25 protein-coding genes and 1 pseudogene are annotated in these 25922 nt (G+C 46.3%); 20 read left to right on the top strand and 6 right to left on the bottom strand.

The features are described 5' to 3' along the window. Positions 1–18 precede the first annotated feature (18 nt). The 3 genes and pseudogenes from QUB66_RS29740 (at position 19) to glgP (ending at position 4054) form a co-directional block, all read left to right on the top strand. A pseudogene (locus QUB66_RS29740) lies at positions 19–744 on the top strand (IS1 family transposase). 18 nt (positions 745–762) lie between these two features. Further along, a complete protein-coding gene (locus tag QUB66_RS12450) occupies positions 763–1311 on the top strand; it encodes an EAL domain-containing protein (protein WP_332971236.1) in 549 nt (182 codons plus the stop codon). 184 nt (positions 1312–1495) lie between these two features. Beyond that, positions 1496–4054: an alpha-glucan family phosphorylase gene (glgP, locus tag QUB66_RS12445; protein WP_332968604.1), complete on the top strand. Its 2559-nt coding sequence runs from the start codon at positions 1496–1498 to the stop codon at positions 4052–4054. A gap of 96 nt (positions 4055–4150) precedes the next feature. Here the strand turns inward: glgP and QUB66_RS12440 are convergent, their stop codons facing one another. Both QUB66_RS12440 and QUB66_RS12435 read right to left on the bottom strand, forming a co-directional pair. After that, entirely contained in the window at positions 4151–4918 is a 768-nt protein-coding gene (locus QUB66_RS12440) for a DUF429 domain-containing protein (protein WP_332968527.1), read from the bottom strand. A gap of 32 nt (positions 4919–4950) precedes the next feature. Beyond that, positions 4951–5136, bottom strand: coding sequence for a ribbon-helix-helix domain-containing protein (locus QUB66_RS12435; protein WP_332968528.1), 186 nt, complete (start codon positions 5134–5136; stop codon positions 4951–4953). A gap of 196 nt (positions 5137–5332) precedes the next feature. Between QUB66_RS12435 and QUB66_RS12430 the strand changes: the two genes are divergently transcribed. The 3 genes from QUB66_RS12430 to QUB66_RS12420 are packed head-to-tail and all read left to right on the top strand — an operon-like array spanning position 5333 to position 6559. Next, on the top strand, positions 5333–5773 hold the full coding sequence (locus QUB66_RS12430; protein ID WP_332968529.1) for a hypothetical protein: 441 nt from the start codon (positions 5333–5335) through the stop codon (positions 5771–5773). A gap of 43 nt (positions 5774–5816) precedes the next feature. Next, positions 5817–6233, top strand: a complete 417-nt coding sequence (locus tag QUB66_RS12425) for a XisH family protein (RefSeq protein ID WP_332968532.1) — start codon at positions 5817–5819, stop codon at positions 6231–6233. Then, positions 6221–6559 (top strand): XisI protein, encoded by a 339-nt coding sequence (locus tag QUB66_RS12420; RefSeq protein WP_332968535.1) that lies wholly within the window; start codon positions 6221–6223, stop codon positions 6557–6559. The genes QUB66_RS12425 and QUB66_RS12420 overlap by 13 nt, the downstream gene beginning before the upstream one ends. A gap of 190 nt (positions 6560–6749) precedes the next feature. On the opposite strand, the gene QUB66_RS12415 is transcribed toward QUB66_RS12420, so the two are convergent. Further along, entirely contained in the window at positions 6750–7640 is an 891-nt protein-coding gene (locus tag QUB66_RS12415) for a hypothetical protein (RefSeq protein WP_332968538.1), read from the bottom strand. Positions 7641–7723: 83 nt separating this feature from the next. On the opposite strand from QUB66_RS12415, the gene QUB66_RS12410 reads away from it, so the two are divergent. The 7 genes from QUB66_RS12410 (at position 7724) to QUB66_RS12380 (ending at position 15268) form a co-directional block, all read left to right on the top strand. Further along, the gene (locus QUB66_RS12410; RefSeq protein WP_332968540.1) at positions 7724–8314 is read left to right on the top strand and encodes a hypothetical protein; all 591 of its coding nucleotides are present in this window, start codon (positions 7724–7726) and stop codon (positions 8312–8314) included. A 138-nt stretch (positions 8315–8452) separates the two neighbouring features. After that, positions 8453–8668 carry a hypothetical protein gene (locus tag QUB66_RS12405; protein WP_332968542.1) on the top strand — a complete coding sequence of 72 codons (216 nt, stop codon included), beginning with the start codon at positions 8453–8455 and terminating at the stop codon, positions 8666–8668. Between the two features lie 63 nt (positions 8669–8731). Continuing rightward, positions 8732–8980, top strand: a complete 249-nt coding sequence (locus QUB66_RS12400) for a hypothetical protein (RefSeq protein ID WP_332968544.1) — start codon at positions 8732–8734, stop codon at positions 8978–8980. 38 nt (positions 8981–9018) lie between these two features. Further along, entirely contained in the window at positions 9019–9915 is an 897-nt protein-coding gene (locus QUB66_RS12395) for a tetratricopeptide repeat protein (RefSeq protein WP_332968546.1), read from the top strand. After that, positions 9879–11840, top strand: a complete 1962-nt coding sequence (locus tag QUB66_RS12390) for a CHAT domain-containing protein (protein WP_332968547.1) — start codon at positions 9879–9881, stop codon at positions 11838–11840. Before QUB66_RS12395 ends, QUB66_RS12390 begins: the two co-directional genes overlap by 37 nt. Before the next feature lie 694 nt (positions 11841–12534). After that, entirely contained in the window at positions 12535–14430 is a 1896-nt protein-coding gene (gene dnaK / locus QUB66_RS12385; RefSeq protein WP_332968552.1) for a molecular chaperone DnaK, read from the top strand. A gap of 325 nt (positions 14431–14755) precedes the next feature. Next, positions 14756–15268, top strand: coding sequence for a DUF4112 domain-containing protein (locus QUB66_RS12380; protein WP_332968554.1), 513 nt, complete (start codon positions 14756–14758; stop codon positions 15266–15268). A gap of 348 nt (positions 15269–15616) precedes the next feature. On the opposite strand, the gene QUB66_RS29735 is transcribed toward QUB66_RS12380, so the two are convergent. Beyond that, a complete protein-coding gene (locus QUB66_RS29735) occupies positions 15617–15778 on the bottom strand; it encodes a GIY-YIG nuclease family protein (protein WP_375339792.1) in 162 nt (53 codons plus the stop codon). 577 nt (positions 15779–16355) lie between these two features. Between QUB66_RS29735 and QUB66_RS12375 the strand changes: the two genes are divergently transcribed. Next, positions 16356–17384 carry a hypothetical protein gene (locus QUB66_RS12375; RefSeq protein ID WP_265234560.1) on the top strand — a complete coding sequence of 343 codons (1029 nt, stop codon included), beginning with the start codon at positions 16356–16358 and terminating at the stop codon, positions 17382–17384. Between the two features lie 187 nt (positions 17385–17571). Here QUB66_RS12375 and QUB66_RS12370 read toward each other — a convergent pair whose 3' ends face one another. Both QUB66_RS12370 and QUB66_RS12365 read right to left on the bottom strand, forming a co-directional pair. Then, on the bottom strand, positions 17572–17829 hold the full coding sequence (locus QUB66_RS12370) for a transporter suffix domain-containing protein (protein ID WP_265234561.1): 258 nt from the start codon (positions 17827–17829) through the stop codon (positions 17572–17574). Positions 17830–18015: 186 nt separating this feature from the next. After that, complete coding sequence (locus tag QUB66_RS12365; protein ID WP_265234562.1) at positions 18016–18834, bottom strand: carbohydrate ABC transporter permease; 819 nt, start codon at positions 18832–18834, stop codon at positions 18016–18018. A 180-nt stretch (positions 18835–19014) separates the two neighbouring features. On the opposite strand from QUB66_RS12365, the gene QUB66_RS12360 reads away from it, so the two are divergent. The 6 genes from QUB66_RS12360 to QUB66_RS12335 all read left to right on the top strand — a co-directional run bounded on the left by QUB66_RS12360 (position 19015) and on the right by QUB66_RS12335 (position 25736). Then, positions 19015–19707 carry an aldehyde oxygenase (deformylating) gene (locus QUB66_RS12360; protein ID WP_265234563.1) on the top strand — a complete coding sequence of 231 codons (693 nt, stop codon included), beginning with the start codon at positions 19015–19017 and terminating at the stop codon, positions 19705–19707. Positions 19708–19850: 143 nt separating this feature from the next. Next, entirely contained in the window at positions 19851–20870 is a 1020-nt protein-coding gene (locus QUB66_RS12355) for a long-chain acyl-[acyl-carrier-protein] reductase (RefSeq protein WP_265234564.1), read from the top strand. 293 nt (positions 20871–21163) lie between these two features. Further along, positions 21164–22144, top strand: a complete 981-nt coding sequence (gene accA / locus QUB66_RS12350) for an acetyl-CoA carboxylase carboxyl transferase subunit alpha (protein ID WP_265234565.1) — start codon at positions 21164–21166, stop codon at positions 22142–22144. Positions 22145–22388: 244 nt separating this feature from the next. Beyond that, on the top strand, positions 22389–23114 hold the full coding sequence (locus QUB66_RS12345; protein WP_265234566.1) for an SDR family oxidoreductase: 726 nt from the start codon (positions 22389–22391) through the stop codon (positions 23112–23114). A gap of 184 nt (positions 23115–23298) precedes the next feature. Further along, on the top strand, positions 23299–24033 hold the full coding sequence (gene folE / locus QUB66_RS12340; protein WP_265234567.1) for a GTP cyclohydrolase I FolE: 735 nt from the start codon (positions 23299–23301) through the stop codon (positions 24031–24033). A gap of 275 nt (positions 24034–24308) precedes the next feature. Next, positions 24309–25736 (top strand): phosphoglucomutase/phosphomannomutase family protein, encoded by a 1428-nt coding sequence (locus QUB66_RS12335; RefSeq protein WP_332968560.1) that lies wholly within the window; start codon positions 24309–24311, stop codon positions 25734–25736. Positions 25737–25922: the final 186 nt, after the last annotated feature.

The raw sequence follows: 25922 nt of genomic DNA, 5'->3' as shown, positions 1-25922 counted from the left end.
GTGTTTGCCATTGGTGATATGACAGTAGAAATTCATCCTTGCCCCAATTGTGGCTCAGGAGAAGTTAGTCGTAATGGTCAAACTCGGCATCGTAAACAAAACTACAAATATCGAGAATGTGGTCGTCAATTTGTTCTGAATCCGATGTGGAAAGCGATTACCAAACAACAACAGGAATTAATGTCACGGATGCTACTTGAACGTATTTCTTAGGCGGGGATTGATCGGGTGCTAAAAGTGTCAGAAGATAAAGTTCAGCGCTACGTAAATGCCCAAGCTCTTGTTGTTAAGAAGCAAGTGTCGCGGAGTCCCAAGCCAAGGCGAGCGCCTGAATGTTCAGATGGAGGAGTTATGGTCGTTTGTGGACAATAAAGGAAATCAGCAGTGGGTCTGGCTGGCATTGGATGCCCAGACTAGGGAAATTGTTGGTGTACACATTGTCGATCGTAGCGCAGTATCAGCTCAGGCATTATGGAATTCAATGCCACCAGTTTACCGTCAATGTGCAGTAATTTATACTGACCATTGGAGTGCCTATGATTCTGTATTGTAAGCGTAAACGTCATCGCAGTGTAGACAAAAATAGTGGTTGTACCAGCTATATCGAGCGATTCAACTGCACCCTTCGACAACGAGTATTTCGCTTGGTGAGAAAGAGCTTATCCTTCTCTAAGAAATTGGAAAATCATATTGCTTCCCGGAGAGCGTTTTGTGCATCATTATAATGATAATTTACAACTCTAGATGCCTACTTTTCTTTGAATTCGGTTTTATCATCTTGATCCTTTCCTTCATGGGACTACCGCTATTGGCGAATGGGTGCTGCAAACGGCCTGCACTCAGAATAAAGCTTGGCAGGATGCTTTGCAACCTGATTTGCGGGTAGCAGTCAAATTTTCGGTCAGGCAGTTCCAGCAATTTAATTTAGTGCAAATGGTGACGAATTGCTTGAAAAAAACGGGTTTATCACAAAAATATTTAGAGTTAGAAATTACCGAGACTACAGCAATGCAAGATGTGGATTATACCACAAAAATTCTAAGGGATTTGCAGAATATGGGAGTGCAGATTGTGCTGGACGATTTCGGCACGGGTTATTGTTCTCTAAGTTATCTCACAAAGTTTCCGTTGAATATCTTGAAAATTGATAAATCTTTTGTTAGCGGGCTGACGACAGATCCGTGCGAACGGGCGATCGCGAATGCTGTAGCGATGCTGGGACGAGATTTGAATTTGAGCGTGGTGGCCGAAGGCGTGGAAACTAACGATGTCCGCCTCCGCGGACAAAGATCAGAGAAAGACGGCGGTTGAGACCGCCGTGTCTTCTTCAACCCACGCACCATCTGGGTTTTGTTTGTATCGACGCGGTTTCAACCGCCGTGTCTTGTGCGATCGATCGCCCGCGCCACTTAAAAATTAAAATAATGTTCAGAATAACGGATTTGTGCCAAAAGACAGAGGAAAATATCGCTACCCCAACATAAAGGCTTTGTCTATGCAGCCAATTCGCACATTTAACGTTTCCCCGTCGCTACCGGCAATTCTCGAACCCCTACGCAAGCTTGCCTATAACCTGCACTGGGATTGGAACGTTGACACCAAAGACTTATTCCGCCGCCTCGATCGAGACCTGTGGGACTCCAGCAACCAAAACCCGGTGCTGATGCTCGGAACCATCTCTCAAGAGCGACTGCAAGAAATGGCAGAAGACGACGGCTTCATTGCCCAAATGAAACGAGCCGCCCAGCAGTTAGAGGATTATCTCAAAAACCGCGCCTGGTATCGCAAACAGCGCGGTACAGACAAGCAAGAATGTTACGCTTACTTTTCGATGGAATTCGGCTTAGTGAAAGCCCTACCCATCTATTCCGGCGGTTTGGGCGTGCTCGCGGGAGACCACCTCAAATCTGCTAGCGACTTAGGCTTGCCCTTGGCTGGTGTGGGCTTGCTCTACCAAGAAGGTTATTTTTCGCAGTATCTCAACGCCGACGGCTGGCAGCAAGAACGCTATCCGCTCAACGATTTCTACAATATGCCGCTCCACCTAGAACGCAATCCCGACGGTTCGGAATTGCGGATTGAGGTGGACTATCCAGGCCGCAAGGTATACGCGCGGATTTGGCGAGTACAAGTGGGAACGGTTCCTTTGTATCTAATGGATACAAATATTGAACCTAACAGCCGCTACGACCAAGATATTAGCGACCAACTCTACGGCGGTGACAAAACTCTGCGGATGCACCAGGAAATCATGCTGGGTATCGGCGGCGTGAAAATGCTCAAGGCTTTGGGCTTGACTGTTACGGCTTATCACATGAATGAAGGCCACGCGGCTTTCATGGCTTTGGAACGCATACGGATGCTGATGGAGGAATATCACCTGAGTTTCGTGGAAGCGGAACAGGTGGTGGTTTCGAGCAGTATGTTTACGACTCACACGCCGGTGCCTGCTGGGTTTGACTTGTTTGAACCGGATATGGTGATGCACTATCTGGGCCAGTATCCCAAGATGTTTGGTTTGTCGCAAGATGAGTTTCTGGCGTTGGGCCGGGAGAATGTTGGCGATTTGTCCGCACCTCTGAATATGGCAATTTTGGCAATTAAGATGTCGAGTTTTGTCAATGGGGTGGCGGCTTTGCACGGTGTGGTGTCGCGCCCGATGTTTGGCGGACTTTGGCCTGGTTTGCCGATCGAAGAAGTGCCGATTACTTCGATTACGAATGGGGTGCACGCTCGCAGTTGTGTGGCGAAGTCAACTCAGGAGTTGTACGATCGCTATCTTGGCCCGGATTGGGAAATGACCGGCCAGGACGATCGCCTGTGGGACAGGATTTCGTCGATTCCTGACGAGGAATTGTGGCGGAATCACGAACGCTGTCGATCGGAGTTGGTGGTGTTCGCGCGGGAGTGGCTGCAAAAGACTCTGCGTGAGCGTGGTGCTGCTCAAACGGAAATCGAACCCGCGCGCGAGGCTCTCAATCCGAAGGTGCTGACGATCGGGTTTGCGCGCCGTTTTGCTACTTACAAGCGGGCGACATTATTTTTGCGTGATGTCGATCGCATTATGCGGATCATGCGCGACAAAAACTGCCCCGTCCAGTTTGTGATTGCTGGGAAGGCTCACCCGATGGATATTCCGGGTAAGGAATTGATTCGGGATATCGTTCACTTTATCCGCGAGCACGAAACTATCAGTTCGATGGTGTTTCTGCCGAATTACGACATTAACGTGGCTCGGATGATGGTGTCCGGCTGCGATGTGTGGCTGAATACGCCGCGCCGCCCCCGTGAGGCTTCGGGTACTTCGGGGATGAAGGCTTCGATGAATGGTTTGCCTAATCTAAGTATTCTTGACGGTTGGTGGGATGAGGCGGATTATGTTCGCACTGGTTGGCCGATCGGGCATGGGGAGTTTTACGAAGATACTGAGTATCAGGATGAGGTTGAAGCGAATGCTTTGTACGACTTGATGGAAAAGGAAGTTGTACCGCTGTTTTACAACCGAGATGCTGATGGAATTCCTCGCGGTTGGACGGAGAAAATGAAGGATTCGATTAGCTTGAACTGTCCTTTCTTCAATACGGCTCGGATGGTGAAGGATTACGCGCGGCGGGCTTATTTCCCGGTGAGCGATCGATTCCACACCATGACTTCTGACGGGTGCGCTCCGGCCAAGGAGTTGTCTCACTGGAAGAAGCACCTTCTCGCGAAGTGGAAAGACATTAAGATTGAGGCTGTTGATATTTCCCAGGATAAGGAAGTTAAGGTCAATCAGTTGATCGCGGTTAAATCTCGCATCAATCTGATGGGATTGACGCCTGCGGATGTGCAAGTTGAACTTTATCAAGGTTCGGTTGATGCTAACGGCGATATTGTCGGTGGCGTGCCGGTGGTAATGGAGTATTTGGGAGAAGATTCTCACAATGCTAGCCTTTATACGGCTGACATTACTTATACTTCTAGCGGTTTACAAGGTTTGTCCTTGCGCGTTTTGCCTAAGCACGATAATCTCAGCAGCCCCTATGAAGCTGGTGTGATTCTCTGGGCGCATTAGTCAGTTGACTGTTGACTGTTAACTGTTAACTGTTGACTGTTGACTGTTAACTGTTAACTGTTGTCAATGGGCGATTGTGCTATTTTTCCTATCTTCTTATTGAGGTTGGGGAATGACTATGTAGCCGGTTGTGCGATCGCCCAATACGAGATTCCGCTCGATTCCCCAGTACCACCAGTGGGCGCCGATATAAGCGCACAGCAAGGCATCTAGCTGGTCTTCTAAGGCTTTGAGGGTGGCTGTACTGGTGGGGATTTCGGGGAGTTTTGAACCGCTGATGAAGGCTGATGAATGCGGATTTTTATTGGCGACATTGGCGAGATTTAGGGATGGTTTGAGAGTCGGTAAAATATCTATAATATACTGGTAGAGCTTCATCAATTCTAGTTGACGTTCTGCCAGTTTTCCTTTTTTGTATTTGATTATTCGCTCTAATTGAAATAGATTGATTGTGGCTGGATGGGGATAAACTTCTATTTGATATCGCCCTAATTTTTTAGCTTCAATAGTTGGGGCGTGGACAAATCCTCTGGCTTCTAAACTGAGGCCGAATTGTACTGTTTTTTGGGCGAAGGGGCGGGAAAGGTTGGCGGGATAGCAGCCTGCGTGGTAGCGCCCGAAGTGTTTGTGCGTGAGTTTGTCGGCCTCGCGCATTCCTGATGGACTGCTGATGATTGTGGGCGCATCTACGGCGATGATGGCTGGTTCGGTTGGGGAGATTTGGGTGTCGATCCAGGTGAGGATGTCGTTGGTTGCTAAGAGGCGATCGCACTCGATGAATTGTAATTGATTGTTTTCCCAATTTAAGCAGCATAAACCGCTGGCGCCTGAACTCCAACCTAAATCGATGCCGATAAATTTCATAGTTGTTTAAAGTGCGATCGCCCAAACTGCACTCAATTTTTTTCCGGTTTTTCATCCGATGGCGGGGGCTGTTGTTTCATTTCCTTTTGATGTTCTCTAGCAGCTTGTTCCAAAACGAAGGCTGCTAAGCTGCTGATTGAACGGCGTTCCTGATTTGCCCAGTCTTCCAGGATGTCATAGATTCCATCAGCCAAATAAGTTGTTAAGCGTTTGGTCATCCGAGGCTCAGTATTTTTGTGTTTAGGGCGATCGTCATTGTGCTGTATATGGACTGTCTTGTCTAGATTGCGTCATATACGTTACACATATGTGGCGTTTAAGTGATATACTGTGAGCAAGTCAAAAGCCAGCGCGATCCCTAGGAAAGTTCTTCGCTGGCTTCTGGCCCCCCACATACGCAAGGAGACAATTTCTATGATAAAGCCTGTAAGCGACGGGAGCGAATATACTCGCGGCTATCAACAAGCTTTGGATGACTTTGGCGTGACGCAACTGCTGTCACGCATCCGCTGCTACTCGGATGACGATTTTGATGCCGATCGCACGCAGTTGACTCAGCAAGAGCTCGAAAGCTTGGTGGCGATCGTAATTGAGCGCGTGGCGGTGAATATTAAGGGTAGTGCGATCGCCCGTTATCTCAACTCTCTGAGAAATGCCAATTCTCCGATTGCGGGTGGCGATCGCAATTCTTGGGCGATCGTGCGGATTTTGCCGAATGCTCAGCATTACACGATTGCTCGTTTTTTCAACCGCCAAGATGCGGACGATCGTTTGAGGGCTTTGTGTCGGTTTGTTCCTGACGGAGTGTTTGAGGTTGTGTGGGTGCGATCGGGTTTAATTAACAAATACAATTGAAGAGCGATCGGCTATCATAATACCTAGATACTGTTAAAAAACAATGGCTGCCAAAGACCGATTTCATGATGCTGTTAAACAAGCCCTCTTAAAAGAGCAGTGGGTAATTACGGCAGATCCGCTGATCCTCAAGATAGATCGGGTGAAGTTTGAGATCGATTTAGCAGCAGAAAAAGTCTTTGCCGCTGAAAAGGCTGGACAAAAGATTGCTGTTGAAATCAAAAGTTTTTTGAATCCATCAGCGGTGACAGACTTTCATTCAGCGTTAGGACAGTTTTTGAACTACCGCTTAGGATTGCAAATGAATGAACCAGATAGAACTCTGTATCTGGCAATTCCTCTCGATATATTTGAATCATTTTTTCAAGAAAGATTCACTCAGGAAGCTGTCAGGCAGTATCAAGTGAAGTTAATCGTCTACGAACCAGTGCAGGAGGTAATCATCGAATGGAAAGAATAGAGCAGTACCGCCAATTTATCCGCCAGTTGCTAACCACTCATGCCACAGTCGATCAAAATTCAGATTTGGATGTTGAATGTCAGCTTGTGTTCGATACAGAACAAGACCATTACCAAATTTTAGACGTTGGCTGGGAGGGATACAAGCGAATTTATAACTGTTTCATTCACTTAGATATCAAAAATGGTAAAATCTGGATTCAACGCAATATGACAGAAGCCGATTTAGGACAAGAATTAGTTGATTTGGGAGTACCCAAAGAGGATATTATTTTAGGGCTGCATCCATCTTACAAGCGCCCATATACTGGCTATGGAGTTGCTTAGGAAATACGTAAGGTTCCCCGGAGCAGAAAAACCTGTGGAAAGCGAAATAATCAATGTCTGACGCACCCTACAAGTTGATTTAACTGCGCCGGTAGTCAGAAACCGGGTTTTTTACGAAATCTTTGGTTGTAGCCGACAGATGAGGTAAAAACCCGGTTTCTTGGATACGTGCGATCGCCCCACAGCGATTTTATTTGGGCGGTTGAGAAGGTGCGGGACTGAGTATCAGCAATTGATCGCCGGATTGACTTTGTTGAATAGCCATCACTGGCGGTCGAACTTTCGGGTCTTTTTGCTGTTCTTTTGTTAAAGCCGGAAACAGATAAATCCAGTTTCCTCTCTCCAAAAGCAACCGCCAAACTCTAGGTTCTTTGGGATTATTGATATCAGTATAATCTCTTTTGCTCAAATCTGCAAATAGACCTGCATCGCCGATCGCCTTAAATCCTTTGGGGTCTAGTCGGAGTGTTGGATCGTCGAGTTTTCTGCCTAAAGCAATGTTGTCTTGTTTGGCGATTAAGGCAACTGCGGGTAAAGACGAATTTTCCCCGGCATCGCGTCGGGCATCGGCAATTCCTTGGTGGGAAGCTGACCAAAACAACACTAGCAATACCCAACCGACGATGATAATTTCGTCAACGAGCGATCGCAATAATTTGATTGAGTTATATCTATTGACATTAAATTGTTGCCAAGAGTTCAGGATGCGGTAAAGCCACGGGAATCTTCTGGCGTAAGTAGAGGAAAGCCACCGTGTAATTGTGCCATTAATTTTAGCAGCAACTGTCTTGTTTATACTATTAACCAGCCACAAAGTGAGGTAAATCGCCAGGGCTGTCAGCAGAAGGGCGATCGCACTTCTGAGTATTGTCCAGCCATCACCTAAAAACACCTGAAGCGGTACTAGGAAAAACGATTCTACTGGTAAATCGAGGGTAATTACATTTAGCTGAAAGCAGTAAAAATAAGACCAGCGATAAATCCAGCCGGTGAAAAACAAAGCGGCACCCAGCAAGCCAACAACGCTGGCAAAGTTGCCTAAAATATTGGATTCGGGAGTAGGTTGGGGAGAAGCGGTCACGGAATCACCTTCAAGGGATGTGGAGTACAATTTTAGGACAGTAGCACGGGTAACGCTTATCCTTGAAGGGGGTCTAGGGGACGATGAAACGCAGAACACTTTCTTTTCTAGTTGTAGCACTTTTTACAGTAACAGCGGGTATGGCAGCACAAGTTAATGCGGCCAGTCAGGAAGTCCAGAAACAGAATTTGCCATCCGTACAAGCACAGGCTAACGCTAGCCAGCCGATACTCGTAGGGTTGCCTACGCAAGCGGAAATTGTGATGAAAGGGGGCGGAAAAAGAGACGGTCGAGTTGTGCAGATTGACGAGAAAGTGCAACAATTATGGATACAGCTAGGACAGGAAAAGCGATCGATCCCGTTGGGTCAAATTGATAAAATCGTGTTTTCCAAAACTGCGGTGGTTTATCGCGAGAATGGGGAGCGATTTATTCGGGGCGTTCGCCCGCCAGCTACTAGCATTCAAGCCAAATGGAATGGCATTCCCATAAGTGCTTTTGAGCTGAAAGATGCTGTTAAAGGTCAAGCTGTGGTGAAATTGGGGCCGCCTGTCGTGAATCGGGCGCAATTGCGGGGGATTTTGGGAGTAGCGAAAGACCGGCAATTTTTCGTGGATGAAATGCAGTTTGACGTGCAGAAAAAGACGATGACAATTACAGCAACTCCGTATTGAGTCCATTGCGGGGCCAGAAACCGGGTTTTTTACGAAAATATTTCGTTGCAGCCCGCAGATTCGATAAAAACCCGGTTTCTTTGGTCGGAGTGTGTAAACCCTGTAGAATTAAAATACAAACTCTCTTTACTAAAACCGATGGAAACCATCAATCTTAAAGAAGAAGCCCGCAGCTTAATTGATAAGTTGCCTGAAAATTTTACCTGGTCTGACCTAATATCCGCAATTGAGAAAAAACGCCATATCGATCGACCTCAGAATTTTTGGGAAGCGCTTCAAAAGTTTCGTCAAGACAACAATTTAGAAGAAGAAGGAATTGAGCCGGAGGTTTTTGATGGAGTTCGGGATAAATAGTATAGATCGGCGATGCTCCTAGTGCTACAATAGGTAAAAATTAATTAAGAGGGAGATATAACTATGCAAATCAAAGGCATCAAACGGGGTAATATTATAGAAATTTCAGAAAGCCTGAACATTCCTGATGGTTCAGAAGTTCTGATTGAGGTGCCGGACGCTCCGCGAACAAACAATGAGGAAAGGCTGAAACGTTTACATCAAATATTCGGATCTTGGAAATACGAGACTGAACTGGGAGAGATTTTTGCCGAAGTTGATAGAGAGAGGCATAGTTATTTTGGCAGACAAATAGAGCTTTTGAACGATTAGAGGATTGGTTAATTTGATAAGGAGAAGTAGGTAAGGTAATGAAACGAATTATTATCAGTGTTTTGGCTTTGGGTGTGTGTTTGACTCCTCTGACTGTGCCGCTGATGGTACAACCTAGTTGGGGGCAAAGTCAAAATTCACAGGTTCAAGAATTACAGAGACTTATACAGCAAGTACAGCAACAGCAACAGCAAGGACAACGGCGACAGGTAATAGAAACATTGCAGCAGATTTTAGGCATTGCACTACAATGGAAAGATAGAAAACTCGAAGCCTTAGCACTCAATAATATTGGTTTTAACTACTATAGTATCGGACAGCTACAAGAGGCATTAAAATACTATAACCAAGCTTTACTCATTAGGCGAGAAGTAAAAGATCGCGCTGGGGAAGCTAATACATTGAATAATATTGGTGGAGTATATGATAGTATCGGACAGCCACAAGAGGCATTAAAATACTATAACCAGGCTTTATCAATTAGGCGGGAAGTGAAAGATCGCGCCGGAGAAGCTACTACTTTGAGTAATATTGGTGCAGTCTACAACAGCATCGGACAGCCGCAAGAAGCTTTGAAATATCACAACCAAGCTTTACCTATTACACGGGAAGTAAAAGATCGCGCCGGAGAAGTTACCACATTGAATAATATCGGTGTAGTTTACAACAGCATAGGACAGCCGCAAGAAGCTTTGAAATACTACCATCAAACTTTATCAATTGTGCGAGAACTAAAATATCGCTTAGGGGAAGCTGCCACTTTGAATAATATTGGTGCAGTGTACTATAGCATCGGACAGCCGCAAAAGGCATTGACATACTATAACCAAGCTTTGCCAATTACGCAGGAAATAAAAGATCGCGCCGGGAAGCTGCTACTTTTAATAATATTGGTGCAGTGTACGAAAATATCCGACAGCCACAAGAGGCATTGAAATACTATAACCAAGCTTTACCAATTATGGGAGAAGTAGGCGATCGATCTGGGGAAGCTACTACTTTGACTAACATTGGTGTAGTGTACAATAACATCTCCCAACCGCAAGAAGCATTGAAATACTTTAACCAAGCTTTATCCATTAGACGCAAAGTAAAAGATCGCGCCCGGGAAGCTACTACTTTGAATAATATTGGTGCAGTCTACAACACAATTGGACAACCCCAAGAAGCATTAAAATACTTTAACCAAGCTTTGCCAATTCAGCAGGATGTGGGCGATCGCAGGATGGAAGCTACTACTTTGAATAATATCGGTTTAGTGTACGATAACATTTCTCAACCACAAGAAGCATTGAAATACTTAAACCAAGCTTTGCCAATTAGCCAGGAAGTAGGCGATCGCTCTGGGGAAGCTACTGTTTTGAGTAATATCGGTGCAGTATACCGAGATATGAATAAACCCACTGATGCCATTAAAAATTATGAGCAGTCCGTCAATATTATCCTAGAAATACGGAGTGGTTTACAGCGAAAAGATCGCCAATTTTTTTTAGAAGGTGAAAGAAGAAATGCAATTCCTCTCACATCCCTCCTCATCGACCAAAACCAACCCGATCGCGCTTTCCAATGGATCAACATCGCCACCACAGCCGATCTCGCCGACTACACCCGCTTAATTGACGCCAAAGTCGCCAACCCCCAAGCACAAAAAGCCATAGACGAATGGAATCAAAAAAATCAACAACTGCAATCCCTCCGCCGCCAACTCGAAGACAAATTCTCAGAAAATATCTCCCGACAAATGCGGGAATTAGAAGCAGAAGTCAACCGCCAAGCAGAAGAAATCTCCCGCAGTTTCCCAGAAGTCGCCGAACTATTTGAAACCAAACCCAAAGACATTACCCAACTGAAAGCCAGCATCCCACCCGGAACCGTTGTCATTCAACCCGTCTTACTCACAAATGTCAAAAATGTTCCCAATACCGTCGCTATATTTGTATTAACAAAAGACAGTTTAAGTGTTAAAAAAATTCCTATAAGCCCCGCAGAATTCGACAAACTCCTCACTCAATACCGCGAACAACTGCAAAATACTAGCGACACTAACTTCGCCGTAACTGGCAGCAAACTCTACGACATCCTCATCCGGCCAGTAGAAGACCAAATCAAAGCCTTCTCCCCCAAACAATTGAGCATCATCGCTACGGGAAAACTGCGCTACATCCCCTTTGAAACCCTGTATGACGAACAAACCGATGAATTCCTAATCGAGAAATATCCCGTCAACTATCTCACCCGCATTTCTACCAGGTCAATTCCCGATTCCACATTACAAGGCGGCATCTTAGCATTAGGAAATCCCGTCACCCGCGATCCGCAAAACCTACCCGGTTCCGAAGCAGAAGTGAGAAATATCGCTCAATTATTCCCTGGCAGTTCCGCCTATATCGGCAATGCCGCCACCCTCGACCAATTCAAAACCCAAGCACCCCGCTTTCCATTTTTGCACCTAGCAACTCACGGCTGTTTCCAACCGGAAGGCTGTCAAAAATTGGACATGAAAGCAAATACACTGCTATTTGCTGACACTCAATTCAATATTGCCGATGCCGCGTTATTAGGATTGCAAAACACCAGACTCCTCACCTTAAGTGCGTGTCAAACAGCTATGCAAGCGAATTCCAACGGCGAAGAAATATCGGGAATTGCCTATATTTTTGAGCGTGCGGGCGCGAAAGCTGTGATGGCGAGTCTCTGGAGTGTTGATGATTCAGCTACTCAAGAATTGATGGTGGCATTTTATCAAAATATCAATCAAGGGATGAGCAAAGGGGAAGCATTGCGGCAAGCTAAATTGAGTCAAATAACTCGCCATCCTTATTATTGGTCGCCGTTTATTTTAATTGGCGATGCGCGGTAGTTGAACACCCGGCGGTTGAAACCGCGTCGATACAAACAAAACCCGGATGGTGCGCGGGTTGAAGACAAGACGGTTAAAATTACGCTATCTTCCTCAGTCCGCGGAGGCGGACATCGTTTGTGTAGACGCGGTTTCAACCGCCGTTTTATCTATCTTCCTCAGTCCGCGGAGGCGGACATCGTTTGTGTAGACGCGGTTTCAACCGCCGTCTTATCTTCTGTGTAGACGCGGTTTCAACCGCCGTCTTATCTTCTGTGTAGACGCGGTTTCAACCGCCGTCTTATCTATAAAATCTTCTATTGGCCATCCAAAAGATCCTATCCCGTAGGGAATCGCCCAAAGGGGCTCAATAAAATTTATACACACAAGACGGCAAATACAACACAACCTATACGGTTTGCCACAATGCCCAAATCGATCGCACGCCGTACATTAGGAAGAGTAAACAAAAGCAGTCCAAAGCTGTAGCAGTAAAAGCCTCACCGATGCAACCGTCCCCCAACAGGTTCGGTAAATACACCTTCATCGCAAGGTCTAACCGCCCGCAGTATAGAGATAAGTACCCTATCGAAGACTGTATTAAAGCAGAACTGACTACCCGTAAACCGCGAGGTAGAATCGCAGTCCTGAATAACCAGACTATCACACAGATAGAAAACCAAAATTTTGTAGATATTGGAGCCGGAACACCCCTATGGGAAAAGTAGTTGGAATTGACTTAGGTACCACAAACTCCTGCGTCGCAGTTATGGAAGGCGGCAAACCCACCGTCATAGCCAACGCCGAAGGGGGTCGCACCACACCTTCCGTAGTAGCCTATGCTAAAAATGGCGATCAACTCGTCGGACAAATCGCCAAGCGTCAAGCCGTGATGAACGCCGAGAACACCTTTTACTCAGTAAAACGGTTTATCGGGCGTCGGGTTGACGAAGTAACCCACGAAACCACTGAAGTTTCCTACAAAGTCCTGAAAGTCGGCAACAGCCTCAAACTCGACTGTCCAGCCCGCGGCAAACAATTTGCTCCCGAAGAAATTTCCGCGCAAGTGTTGCGGAAACTTGTAGAAGACGCCAGCAAATACCTGGGTGAAACTGTTACCCAAGCGGTAATTACAGTACCCGCGTACTTCAATGACTCCCAGCGCCAAGCTACTAAAGACGCTGGAAAAATTGCCGGTATTGAAGTTCTGCGGATTATTAACGAACCTACAGCAGCCGCTTTAGCCTACGGATTAGATAAAAAGAGCAACGAAACCATCCTCGTATTTGACTTGGGCGGCGGTACTTTCGACGTATCGATTCTCGAAGTCGGCGACGGCGTATTTGAAGTGCTAGCAACTTCTGGAGACACTCACCTCGGCGGTGACGACTTCGACAAAAAAATCGTCGATTTCATCGCTAATGACTTCCAAAGAGCCGAAGGAATTGACCTCCGCAAAGACAAACAAGCACTGCAACGCCTGACGGAAGCAGCAGAAAAAGCCAAGATTGAACTGTCGAGTGTTACTCAAGCAGAAATCAACTTGCCGTTTATTACTGCGACTCAAGACGGACCAAAACACTTGGACACCACCTTGACTCGCGGCAAGTTTGAAGAGCTTTGTTCTGATTTGATCGATCGCTCTCGCATTCCCGTAGAAAACGCAATCCGCGACGCCAAACTCGACAAATCTGCAATTAACGAAGTCGTCTTAGTTGGTGGTTCTACACGCATTCCAGCCGTGCAAGAGCTTGTCAAAAAGATCCTCGGCAAAGACCCCAACCAAACGGTAAACCCGGATGAAGTGGTTGCAGTCGGTGCAGCAATTCAAGCTGGCGTGCTCGCAGGCGAAGTCAAAGACATCTTGTTGCTCGACGTTACCCCGCTGTCTCTCGGTGTCGAAACCTTGGGCGGCGTGATGACCAAAATCATTCCTCGCAACACCACAATTCCTACCAAGAAGTCGGAAACTTTCTCGACGGCTGTAGACGGCCAAACTAACGTGGAAATTCACGTTTTGCAAGGCGAACGGGAAATGGCCAATGACAACAAGGATTTAGGCACTTTCCGCTTAGATGGAGTTCCCCCAGCCCCCCGTGGCGTACCTCAAATTGAAGTTACATTTGATATCGATGCTAACGGTATTTTGAATGTAGCTGCTAAGGATAAAGGTACTGGCAAGGAACAATCGATTAGCATTACTGGTGCTTCTACTTTGCCCAGCAATGAAGTCGATCGCATGGTGAGAGAAGCCGAATCGAATGCGGCTGCTGACAAGGAACGTCGCGAACGGATCGATCGCAAAAACCAAGCAGACTCCTTAGCTTATCAAATTGAGAAGCAGTTGGCAGAATTGGGCGATAAGGTTCCTGATGCTGACAAGACTAAGGTTGAAGGCTTGATCAAAGACTTGCGGGAGGCCGTCGAAAAAGAAGACGACGCAGTCATCAAGACGCTGACAACCGAGTTGCAACAAGCATTCTACGCAGTCAGCAGCAGCCTGTACCAGCAAGCAGACGGCTCCACTGGCGGCCCGACTGGCGGCCCAACTGGCGGCCCGACTGACGGCGGCGATGACGTGATTGATGCTGACTTTACTGAAGGCAAATAGATCGGGCTTTCCCGGTTAAACTGACCACAGGCAGCTAGAAGCAAGAAACCCGGTTTTGAAGAAAAACCGGGTTTCTGTTTATGAAAAATCATGCAATATTATTTGTAGGGTGCGTCGCCATAAAAAATCCCTAAATTTAATCGACAATCTCATAGCGACGCACCAAGCGACAATAGTTGAGAAAACAAGCCCCAAAAATGTTTTGTTGTAAGACTTGTCATAAATATTATTAGAAAAAATCTTGCTTGAGACATAGTAAAAAAGCTATAATATGCTTCAATAAAAATCATAAAATAGCAGTAATATCGCAATCGAGAGCAATCAAATGTCACGTTCTCCCATACAAACTCCCGCCACAAATACACTCAACAAATCCCAGATTGCATCCTTGCGCCGTCTCCGCCGCATCAGCCACTTACTCGACAATGCAATTCCCATTCCCGGCACCCGTTACCGCATCGGACTCGATCCGATACTAGGACTTATACCGGGCGGTGGCGATTTAATCGGATCAATTTTTGCAGGTTATGTTGTGTTTAAATCCGCGCAACTCGGAGTACCGCAAGAAACCCTAATCCAAATGGCTGCTAACATCGTATTTGATACAGTTGCCGGCACTGTACCGGTTGCTGGAGACTTATTTGATGTTGCTTGGAAAGCTAATGTCAAGAATATAGAATTGCTAGATGCTCATTTAGGTAGCCCGGAACCTAGTAAAAAAGCTGACTGGTTATTTGTCGCGGCTTTGCTGTTAGGTTTGACGTTAATTGTCGGAGGCGTGATTTTCTTGAGTGTGATGCTTTTAGGGTGGTTATTTAGGGTACTGACAGGCGGTTGATTTTGGGGTTTAGGTTATGATTACATCTCAATGTCATTGTGGGCTGTGCGTCGCTATCGCATCACCTTAAAATAGTAAGGCAGAGCCGTCAATGACACAATACGGTTTACTTAAGACGATCCAGGCGGTAAAAAATTATGAAAAATAAATACTCTTGTTTGCTTCGTTCCTCTCTTCGGACAATCTTAAGTGAACCCTATTGGTCAATGACATACAAAAATTTCAAAACTCATCATACAGATCTTGCCATTGTTTGTTGATACTATTAACTAAATCAATTTTCTTTTGTCTAGAACCAGCTTTAATCTGTTTCTCTCGTTCGATCGCGTCATATACATTTTCAAAGATTTAGCAGTAAACTAACTTCGTGATATTGTATTTTTTAGTAAATCCATCTATTAACTTTTCTTTGTGTTCGTAAACTCTTCTCTTTAAATCACTGGTTACACCTGTGTAAAGCACCCTGTTATGCTGATTCGTCATGATGTACACATAATATTGTTTGCTCATAACTGTCGATCAAAGGATGAGTTTTCAGCTTATACTATAGCCTCTGCGATTGCTTCGCGCGGACGCTCGCAATAACAGTTAAGTGATGATGTCATTGCGAGCTCACGAGCGAAGCAATCGCAGGGACTTGAGATTGCCACCGACAACTCGCAATTACAAACATAGTATAATAATTTTTCGATCGCCATTCAGGGCTCTGAGATTGCTTCGTGGGTACATTTGCAATGATAGTTAGGTAATGATGTCCGAAGAGAGCGTCCTCGCGAAGCAATCGCAGGGACTTGAGATTACCACCGACAGGTCGCAATCACAAATACGTAATCATAATTTTTGTGTCTGCGTTTAAGCTTCTGAGATTGCTTCGCGCGGACGCTCGCAATGACAGTTAGGTAATTATAGCCCGTTAGTGAAGCCGTTGAAGCCGATCGCCCTTCATCGTGCAATAATGATATAACCTGCACAAAAACTCTATCAGTAGTGTCAGCCTTGTCACCTTACTACTACAGATAGCGTCTCAAATCTCAACTTGTGCAAATTCCCAATTAAACCGGCTGTCGCTCTACACAATTTTCTCCTAATGGCTGAAGTCCCCCAATCTCCCGCAGAACTTGCCGAAGCCCTCAAAGGCTTGACCGATATCAACTTCCAATTACCAGACCCCGAAGACGAACAAATACCAGACTTCGACTTTGACAATCAGGTTGACAATGCCTGGAAAGTGTGCGATCGTTTCGACTTACAAACCGACATCTGGCGCGGACGCATTCTCCGAACAGTCCGAGACAGAGAAAAAAAAGGCGGCGACGGACGCGGTACCGGCTTCTTGAACTGGCTAAAAGAACGCGAAATTAGCAAAAGTCAAGCCTATTCTTTGATAGAATTAGCTAAAAGTGCCGAAACTCTGATCGACCAAGGAGATTTAGACCCAGAGTCCATTAGAAACTTCAGCAAAAGAGCCTTTGTAGAAACCGCCAAAGCATCTCCCGAAGTACAGCAAATGGTAACAGATGCTGCATCAAAGGGCGATCGTATCACCAGGCGCGAAGTCAAACAACTATCCGACGAATGGATGGCAATGAACTCAGAATTATTGCCAGAAGAAGTCAAAGAAAAAGCATCTAGCGGTTCTCTTCCTTCTCGCTATCTCGCTCCTTTAGTCAAGGAAATGGAGAAACTCTCTCCATCTCACCAAAGCGAAATTCAAAAAGAAGTAGCAGAAAATCCCGACGTAGATACTGTCAAACAACTAACTTCCGACGCCAAGAACTTATCCAAATATCTCGATGCCGCCGCCCAAGTGCAAGCTCTCAATCAGTCTCACTTAGACATGGAAATGGCTTTAGAAGAGTCTTTGCGAGTCGGCTGTTTGGGTACGACTGCTGATGTTGTAAAACAAGCTGCACTGCTCGAACAAACTGTAGTCAAACTCTACACTGTTTGGAAGCGTTTAGGCAGTTTGGCTGATAGATTGTACGTGGATACAGGAGCAAGTACACCGAATTTGCGCTTACTTTTGGGATGCTTGGACAGTCTTTCGGGAGAAAAAATTGAAGTGGATTTTGGAGACGGAGAACGCTCTATTCGTTTGCAAATTATCAGCGAATAGCTCAATCTTGACCGCAGATAAACGCCAATATCTGGGCTAAGTAGGTAAGGGTGAAAAACCTAGTATCTAGTAGGGGCGGGTTTAGCGTATGATCTATGATAAAAGCGAGTTTATCAGTGCAAAACCCGCCCTCCCCACGTAACGTTTATTTGTAACCACCTACTTAACTATCTGCATCAATCCCTGTTCATTTGCGCTTGAAATTTCGGATTTTTTTCCAAAGATAGCGGGGACTCAAATAACGCCGATATTTGGTAACTACTTCTTTCCCCAAAATTACCACGCTCAGCCAAAAACAAACTTCGGCCCCAACAGCTAGAATGATATTAATTGTAGTTTTTTCGGCGAGGCTCAGCGGCATAAACGGCACAATAAACAAGATTGCCACCCAGGGCACGAAAGATGCAATAAATAAAAACCAGCCCAGCTTTTGCAAATTCTGCATATATTTTATTTATTGGACAATTATAGATCAGACCGCGGTTTTAACCGCGCCTAGACAAAGGAAGCCCGAACGAGGGTGTAAAGAAAATAACGTAATTTCAACCGCCGAGTCTTCAACCCACGCACCATCTGGGTTTTGTTTGTATAGACGCGGTTTCAACCGCCCGGTCTTCTTCGGACCTCCAACTCAATTCTTAATTCCCGTCGCCGCAATCCCGCGAATAAACTGCCGCTGACCAGCCAAAAACAGCAACACCACGGGCACAGTCCCAATCACCACCGCCGCCATCAACAACGGCCAACTGCTAGTAAACTGTTCCTGAAACTCAGCTAAAACCAACTGTACAGTCCGCAACTCTGGCCTCGTCGTAAACACCAGCGGCTTAAACAAATCGTTCCACTCGCCGATAAACGTAAACAAAAACAGCGTCACCAAAGCAGGGCGGGCTAAAGGTAACATCACCTGCCACAAAACCTGCCAGCGGTTAGCCCCATCCAGCATTGCCGCCTCCTCCAACTCCACCGGAATTGTCATAAAATACTGGCGTAGCAGAAAAATCCCGAAACCGTTAGCTGCCGTGGGCAAAATCAGCGCCCCATAGGTATTCAGCAAATGCCCCCACTTCAAAACCATGAAAATCGGAATCACCAAAAGCTGAAAGGGAATCACCAGTGTTGCCAAAACCACCAAAACTATGGCTTGTCGCCCCCGAAACTTCAGCCGTGCTAAAGCATAACCTGCCAAAGCAGAAGTCACTACCTGAAAAGCGGTAACTGCGATCGCCACTAGAGTAGAATTAGCAAATGCCAACAAAAAATTCCCCCGTCGCCAAGCCTCCTGATAGTTCGCAAAAGTCAGACTATTGGCCTTGACACCAACACCAGATGGTGATAAGGAAACCCAAAAAACAGCAGCCAGTGGCAGCAGCACCAGCGCAGCCCCCGCCAGCAACAAAACAAAACTCAGCAGCTCCAGTGCTTGAGACCGATCAAAGGATTTACCCATAAACTTGTGAATTAATCTAAAATAATAAGCTTGTGAGGCTCTCAAACCCGATCGCCTCCCAGATTCCCACACAATCGTAAATTTTTAGTCGAAAATAGGTAAAGTGTAGTGCACGCGACCCCCAAAATTTTAAGGGGTTTGGAAACATCCTACAAGGTTATATCAGGAGACGACATATCTATGCCCCAGCTTGAGGCCAGCCCAACAATTGACTTTCAAACCGAAACTTACAAAGATGCTTACAGCCGCATCAACGCCATTGTGATTGAAGGCGAACAAGAAGCTCACGACAATTACCTGACGCTGGCCGAACTGTTGGCTGACAAAAAAGAAGAGTTAATTGGCTTGTCCAAGATGGAAAACCGCCATAAGAAAGGCTTCCAAGCTTGTGGCCGGAATCTCAAAGTCACACCGGACATGGTATTTGCCAAGGAATTCTTTTCGGATTTGCACAGAAACTTCCAAACTGCCGCGGCGGATGGTCAGATTGTAACTTGCTTGCTGATTCAATCACTAATTATCGAGTGTTTTGCGATCGCAGCCTACAACATCTACATCCCCGTCGCCGATGACTTTGCTCGCAAAATCACCGAAGGCGTAGTCAAAGAAGAATACAGCCACCTCAACTTTGGGGAAGTCTGGCTGCAAGCTCACTTTGAGGAATCCAAAGCCGAACTCGAAGCCGCCAACCGCCAAAACCTGCCCATCATCTGGAGACTGCTAAACGCTGTCGCAGACGATGCCCGCGTCTTGGGAATGGAAAAAGACGCTTTAATCGAAGACTTTATGATTGCCTACGGCGAAGCCCTTGGCAACATTGGCTTTAACAACCGCGACATCATGCGGATGTCAGCACAAGGCCTCGCAGCCTAGTTAAATGGGAAATAAGGAATGGGAAAAAATGAAAATTAAAAATTAAAAAAGAGGCATCTCATTTTTAATTAGCAAATTTTCCTTCTTCCTTCTTCCTTCTTCCTTCTTCCTTCTTCTTCAATCTTCCTTCATTTGACAACTTAATGTTTGGTCTAATCGGTCACTTAACCAGCTTAGAACACGCCCAATCAGTAGCTAACGAGCTGGGCTATCCAGAATATGCCGATCAAGGGCTAGACTTTTGGTGCAGTGCACCGCCCCAGATAGTTGATCATATCACTGTCACTAGCATTACCGGGCAAAAAATAGAAGGCCGCTATGTGGAATCCTGTTTTCTGCCAGAAATGCTGGCCACTCGCCGGATTAAAGCAGCCACTCGCAAAATCCTTAATGCGATGGCACACGCTCAAAAAAACGGGATTAATATCACTGCTTTAGGTGGCTTTTCTTCGATCATTTTTGAGACTTTCAACTTGCAGCAAATTAAGCAAATTCGCAATCTCAAGTTGGAGTTTGAACGCTTCACCACTGGTAACACCCACACGGCTTACATTATCTGCCGCCAAGTAGAAGAAGCAGCCCCCAAATTGGGGATTGAACTTTCAAAAGCTACTGTGGCGGTTTGTGGTGCTACAGGTGACATTGGCAGTGCTGTGTGTCGCTGGCTCAATGTTAAAACAAATGTAGCAGAATTGTTGCTAATTGCCCGCGACAAAGAACGCTTGCAAGATTTGCAATCGGAATTGGGGCGAGGCAAAATCATGAAATTGGAAGAAGCCCTGCCGCAAGCGGATATTGTAGTCTGGGTCGCTAGTATGCCAAAGGGAGTAGAAATTGACCCCAAGACATTGAAGCAACCTTGTTTATTGATTGATGGTGGCTATCCAAAAAATCTAGCAACTCAGGTTCAGCATCCCGAAATTTACGTACTCAATGGTGGCATTGTGGAGCATTCCCTCGATATTGAGTGGAAAATCATGAAGATTGTCAATATGGATGTGCCGGGGCGACAGTTGTTTGCCTGTTTTGCCGAATCAATGCTGCTGGAATTTGAAAAAATGTATACCAATTTTTCTTGGGGACGGAATCAAATTACTGTGGAAAAGATGGAGCAAATCGGTGGAATTTCAGTTAAACACGGTTTCCGACCCTTATTAATGTAATTTTGATCTTAATAGTCAACAGTTAAAGTTGAAGTTGAATTTTAAAGTTTAACTGTTGACTATTGCGTCTGAATCGAAATATTTTTCTGAGAGCAGCCCGATCGCCCTGCTCAGCTTCGAGAGTATAATTCCGATGTTGCGGAATTTGATATCAAGCAAAATTTAAAAATCAAAACTTCCGATTTCCCCCTCTTTTTCAGCATCCCCTAGCACGGTAGGATTGGAAAATAGTCGGAAAATAGTCGAAAAATAGTCACTCGACTAAACCTTAAAACCCTATAGAAATTATCAGCGTGCCCAACTCAGACCGCAAACCACTACTCCTAGATTTTGAAAAGCCGCTGGCCGAACTCGAAGCCCGAATTCACCAGATTCGCGAACTCGCCGCAGAAAACAGCGTCGATGTCACCGACGAAATTCGCAAACTCGAAGCTCGTTCCGCCCAACTGCGGCAAGAAATTTTCAGCAGCTTGTCCCCCATGCAGCGGCTGCAACTCGCCCGTCACCCGCGCCGCCCCAGTACCCTCGATTACATTCAGGCAATTAGCGACGAGTGGATCGAGCTCCACGGCGATCGACGCGGCGGAGACGACCCGGCCCTCGTCGGCGGAATTGCCCGCATAGACGGGCGTCCCACAGTGATCATCGGCCATCAAAAAGGGCGCGACACCAAAGACAATATCGCCCGCAACTTCGGGATGGCTGCTCCCGGCGGCTACCGCAAAGCTTTGCGATTGATGGAACACGCCGATCGCTTCTCGATGCCAATTTTCACGTTTATCGACACTCCGGGGGCTTGGGCGGGCTTAGAAGCCGAACAGCTTGGACAAGGAGAGGCGATCGCCTGCAACCTCCGAGAAATGTTTCGCCTCGACGTTCCGATTATTTGCACAGTCATCGGCGAAGGCGGTTCCGGCGGAGCCTTGGGTATCGGTGTCGGCGAGCGGCTGTTGATGTTAGAACATTCTGTGTATACCGTCGCCACCCCCGAAGCTTGTGCGGCCATCCTCTGGAAAGACTCTGGCAAAGCCAACTTAGCCGCAGAAGCGCTCAAAATAACTTCCTGGGATTTGAAAAACCTCGGCGTTCTAGATCAGATAGTACCAGAACCTGTTGGTGGCGCTCACTCGAATCCCCTCAAAGCTGCGTCCATGCTTAAACAAGCTTTGTTGGAAAACTTAGCAGAACTAAGTCAGCTTACGGGCCAGCAGCGCCGACAACTCCGATATCAAAAGTTTCGGGACATCGGTGTGTTCACTGAAATTGCTGCTTGAGTCGATCGAGCAGAGAGTTATCAGTCAAAAATCTTTGAACTTCAAGCGAGTAACTCATAACTCGCAACCGATAATTCTGCTAATCCGTCAGCAGTGTTATAATTTCTCAGGTGACACCGGCTTAATAGTTCTTAATGTTTATCTCATAATTAACTGTTATCACCCGCAGCCAACAGCTTGCTAATTTGCCGAAGCAGGCTGCAACGCTTGAAAGATTTGCCGATAGAAAGTATCAGGAAATTTAATGAACGATCGAACAACAAAGCAGGCTCTGATTACCGGAGCGAGCAGCGGTATTGGCAAAGCGACGGCTCTAGCGTTCGCTGCTGAAGGCATAAATCTAGCTTTAGTTAGCCGAAAGTCAGAAAACCTAGAAGCCGTTGCCACAGCAGCCAGAGAATTTGGAGTGAAAGCAGAAGCTTATCCCTTAGACTTGGCAAAAATTGAGCAAGTGCAAAGCGGCATCAGCGCGATCGCCTCTCAATTCGGGCCCGTAGATATCCTAGTCAACAGCGCTGGCATGGGGTATACAGGCTCCTTGACCGAAACATCCCTAACCGACTGGCAGAGTGTCCTAGACCTCAATCTTACAAGCGTCTGGCAGTGCATTTTAGGAATTTTGCCGGGAATGCGCGATCGGCGATCGGGAATCATCATCAACGTTTCCTCGATCGCAGGTAGCCAAGCCTTCCCCAACTGGGGAGCCTACTGCGTCAGCAAATTCGGTCTCATGGCTTTGTCCAAGACTTTAGCAGCAGAAGAGCGAGCTGGCGGAATTCGCGTCACAGCCATTTGTCCAGGTTCTGTCAACACTCCCATGTGGGAAACAGACACCATGCAAGCCGACTTCGATCGCACCGCCATGTTAACCCCAGAAATCGTCGCCCAATCAATTTTGCACGCAATTCAGTTGCCGGCAAGTGCAGTAATTGAAGAAATCACACTCATGTCCAACGCCGGAGTTCTGTGAAATTGAGATTTTAGACTGCTGGATTTTTCATGAATTCAACAATCTTTGAATCTCTCGCTCTATCCCCAAATCAAAAATCGAAAATCGAAAGTCGAAAATCGAAAATAGATAGCTCTATCCCAATCGAAAATCGAAAATCGAAAATCGAAAATCGAAAATAGATTCACCCTCACACCAACTTCTTATGACAATTGCATCGAACAGCAGTTCCAATGGCTCGAACTCAATCTCTACTGACAGCATGAAACTGTTAGAAACCCCAGACAACAACGCCCCGCGCATCAGCACTCGACCCGATCGCAATTCCTCGAACGGTCAAGAATCCAGCGTACCAGTACCCTCGGAAGTAGGGCAGGAAGAAATGATGGCCGCCGTTCGGACGATACTGCAAGGAGTAGGAGAAGACCCCGAACGCGAAGGATTGCTCAAAACCCCGAAGCGGGTAGCAGAAGCAATGCGGTTTCTCACCAGCGGTTACAGTCAATCCCTCGAAGAACTCCTCAACGGCGCGATCTTTGACGAAGGTCACAACGAAATGGTACTGGTGCGAGATATCAGCGTATTCAGTATGTGCGAACACCATATGCTGCCGTTTATGGGCCGAGTTCACATCGCTTACATTCCCAATCAAAAAGTAGTGGGATTGAGCAAATTAGCCAGAATTGCCGAGATGTACAGCCGCAGATTGCAAGTACAAGAACGTTTGACGCGCCAAATAGCCGAAGCAGTTCAAACAATATTGGAACCGCAGGGAGTGGCTGTAGTAATGGAAGCCAGCCATATGTGCATGACAATGCGGGGCGTGCAAAAACCCGGTGCTTGGACGGTGACGAGTGCCATGTTGGGCGTGTTTCAAGAGGAACAAAAAACTCGCGAAGAATTCTTGAATTTGATCCGCCACCAACCGGCATTCTTTTAGTCAGTTGACAGTTGTCAGTTGACAGTTGACAGTTGTCAGTTGTCAACTGTCATTGGGCTGTGGGCTGATTGATGATGACTTTTAACCGCCCAAAAACGGGTACAAGCCCCCGACACTCCATAAATGGAACTCCCAAAATTTAAGAGTCTTGTTCAAGCCCCCAGATTCAAGGCTGCAAGTAAATCTAAAATCTAAAATCTAAAATCTAAAATCGACTGACGATCGACTGCTGAAGCCCATAAAATAGACAAGTGACCTATGGCTTGTGACTAAAAATGAATCCTATTAAATTCGGTACAGATGGCTGGCGCGGCATCATTGCTGACGATTTTACCTTCGATCGCGTAGCATTAGTAGCTCCCCTAGCAGCACAAGTTCTCGCACAAACTGGCGGCAACAATGCCAGCAGCGGTACTGTAATTGTCGGTTACGACCGCCGATTTCTGGCTGAAGATTTTGCTCTCGCAGCAGCTAAGGCAGTCCAGACCGCAGGATTTGACGTGTTACTGAGCGATTCTTATGCTCCAACTCCAGCTTTCAGTTTAGCGGCGAAACAATTAAATGCTTTAGGTGCGATCGTCCTGACAGCCAGCCACAATCCCGGCGCATATTTAGGATTAAAAGTCAAGGGCGGATTTGGCGGTTCAGTATCGCCCGAAGTTACGCAACAGATAGAAGCAAAACTCGAAAATCCGGCGACACTCGCAGCAACTCCCGGAAAATTGGAGAATTTCAATCCTTGGCCAGCTTACTGCAAAACCTTGCGGGAAATGGTAGATATTGAAGCGATAAAAGAGGCGATCGCCAGCGGTAAAATTACAGTATTTGTAGATGTAATGCACGGCGCGGCGGCGGGCGGCTTAGCTCAAATCTTAGAAGTTCCTGTGCAGGAAGTCAATAGCGATCGCGATCCGCTGTTTGGTGGCGGTGCACCAGAACCTTTACCGCGCTACCTGTCGCAGTTGTTCCGCGTGATGCGGACTCACCAACGAAAAGCTTCCGGTTTGTCGATCGGATTTGTATTTGACGGAGATAGCGATCGAATTGCAGCCGTTGACTCCCAAGGAAATTTTCTGAGTTCGCAAATCCTAGTTCCCATATTAATCGAACACCTAGCAAAACGGCGCGGCTTCACCGGAGAAGTCATCAAAACCGTCAGCGGTTCCGACATCATGCCCAAAATTGCCCAACTTTACGGCTTACCATTGTTTGAAACGCCGATCGGTTACAAGTATATAGCCGATCGAATGTTAACCACCAAAGTCCTAGTAGGCGGCGAAGAATCAGGAGGAATCGGCTACGGAACCCACATACCCGAAAGAGACGCTTTACTATCAGCCCTGTACTTATTAGAAGCAGTCGTCAAATCCGGCGAAGACTTAAGCCAAATTTATAGCAGACTGCAAAAAGAAACAGAGTTTACCTCAGCCTACGACAGAATCGACTTGCACCTAGCAAACATGGCAGAAAGAGCGCGTTTGCTGTCGCTGCTGCAAAACCAACCATTAACAGAAATCGCCGACAAAGCAGTTATAGATTGCAACAAAGTAGACGGATATAAATTCCGCTTAGCTGACGGAAGCTGGCTGTTAATTCGGTTTAGCGGCACCGAACCAGTATTGCGGCTGTATTCCGAAGCTGCCACATTGAAAGAAGTGATGCACAACTTGAATTGGGCGAAAGGTTGGGCGCATAAAAACTAGAGTTTTTAACCGCAGAGACCACAGAGAACGCAGAGGAAAAGAAGAGATAGAGATAAATAATTCCAATGTCAACGGATTTGATATCACTTATTTCTCCATTCTTCTTCTCTGCGTTCTCTGCGCCCTCTGCGGTTAAAAAAAATCTTTCTTATTCATAAATGAAAGAGTATTACTATAGAATCCACA

Origin of the sequence: Microcoleus sp. A2-C3, from assembly GCF_036706065.1 — a bacterium.
In the GTDB taxonomy this organism is placed as follows: domain Bacteria; phylum Cyanobacteriota; class Cyanobacteriia; order Cyanobacteriales; family Microcoleaceae; genus Microcoleus.
The sequence above is the reverse complement of the archived record's forward strand: the minus strand, read 5'-3'. Positions and strand labels throughout refer to the sequence as shown.

Excerpts from the sequence above, each read along its gene's own strand:
- QUB66_RS12430 (WP_332968529.1), top strand. The coding sequence starts at position 5,333 with ATGATAAAGCCTGTAAGCGACGGGAGCGAATATACTCGCGGCTATCAA.
- QUB66_RS12335 (WP_332968560.1), top strand. The coding sequence starts at position 24,309 with ATGAATCCTATTAAATTCGGTACAGATGGCTGGCGCGGCATCATTGCT.
- QUB66_RS12400 (WP_332968544.1), top strand. The coding sequence starts at position 8,732 with ATGCAAATCAAAGGCATCAAACGGGGTAATATTATAGAAATTTCAGAA.
- dnaK (WP_332968552.1), top strand. The coding sequence starts at position 12,535 with ATGGGAAAAGTAGTTGGAATTGACTTAGGTACCACAAACTCCTGCGTC.
- QUB66_RS12440 (WP_332968527.1), bottom strand. The coding sequence starts at position 4,918 with ATGAAATTTATCGGCATCGATTTAGGTTGGAGTTCAGGCGCCAGCGGT.
- QUB66_RS12395 (WP_332968546.1), top strand. The coding sequence starts at position 9,019 with ATGAAACGAATTATTATCAGTGTTTTGGCTTTGGGTGTGTGTTTGACT.
- QUB66_RS12355 (WP_265234564.1), top strand. The coding sequence starts at position 19,851 with ATGTTTGGTCTAATCGGTCACTTAACCAGCTTAGAACACGCCCAATCA.
- QUB66_RS12425 (WP_332968532.1), top strand. The coding sequence starts at position 5,817 with ATGGCTGCCAAAGACCGATTTCATGATGCTGTTAAACAAGCCCTCTTA.
- QUB66_RS12380 (WP_332968554.1), top strand. The coding sequence starts at position 14,756 with ATGTCACGTTCTCCCATACAAACTCCCGCCACAAATACACTCAACAAA.
- QUB66_RS12360 (WP_265234563.1), top strand. The coding sequence starts at position 19,015 with ATGCCCCAGCTTGAGGCCAGCCCAACAATTGACTTTCAAACCGAAACT.
- QUB66_RS12420 (WP_332968535.1), top strand. The coding sequence starts at position 6,221 with ATGGAAAGAATAGAGCAGTACCGCCAATTTATCCGCCAGTTGCTAACC.
- QUB66_RS12370 (WP_265234561.1), bottom strand. The coding sequence starts at position 17,829 with ATGCAGAATTTGCAAAAGCTGGGCTGGTTTTTATTTATTGCATCTTTC.
- QUB66_RS29735 (WP_375339792.1), bottom strand. The coding sequence starts at position 15,778 with ATGAGCAAACAATATTATGTGTACATCATGACGAATCAGCATAACAGG.
- QUB66_RS12410 (WP_332968540.1), top strand. The coding sequence starts at position 7,724 with ATGAAACGCAGAACACTTTCTTTTCTAGTTGTAGCACTTTTTACAGTA.
- folE (WP_265234567.1), top strand. The coding sequence starts at position 23,299 with ATGACAATTGCATCGAACAGCAGTTCCAATGGCTCGAACTCAATCTCT.
- glgP (WP_332968604.1), top strand. The coding sequence starts at position 1,496 with ATGCAGCCAATTCGCACATTTAACGTTTCCCCGTCGCTACCGGCAATT.
- QUB66_RS12345 (WP_265234566.1), top strand. The coding sequence starts at position 22,389 with ATGAACGATCGAACAACAAAGCAGGCTCTGATTACCGGAGCGAGCAGC.
- QUB66_RS12435 (WP_332968528.1), bottom strand. The coding sequence starts at position 5,136 with ATGACCAAACGCTTAACAACTTATTTGGCTGATGGAATCTATGACATC.
- QUB66_RS12365 (WP_265234562.1), bottom strand. The coding sequence starts at position 18,834 with ATGGGTAAATCCTTTGATCGGTCTCAAGCACTGGAGCTGCTGAGTTTT.
- QUB66_RS12405 (WP_332968542.1), top strand. The coding sequence starts at position 8,453 with ATGGAAACCATCAATCTTAAAGAAGAAGCCCGCAGCTTAATTGATAAG.
- QUB66_RS12375 (WP_265234560.1), top strand. The coding sequence starts at position 16,356 with ATGGCTGAAGTCCCCCAATCTCCCGCAGAACTTGCCGAAGCCCTCAAA.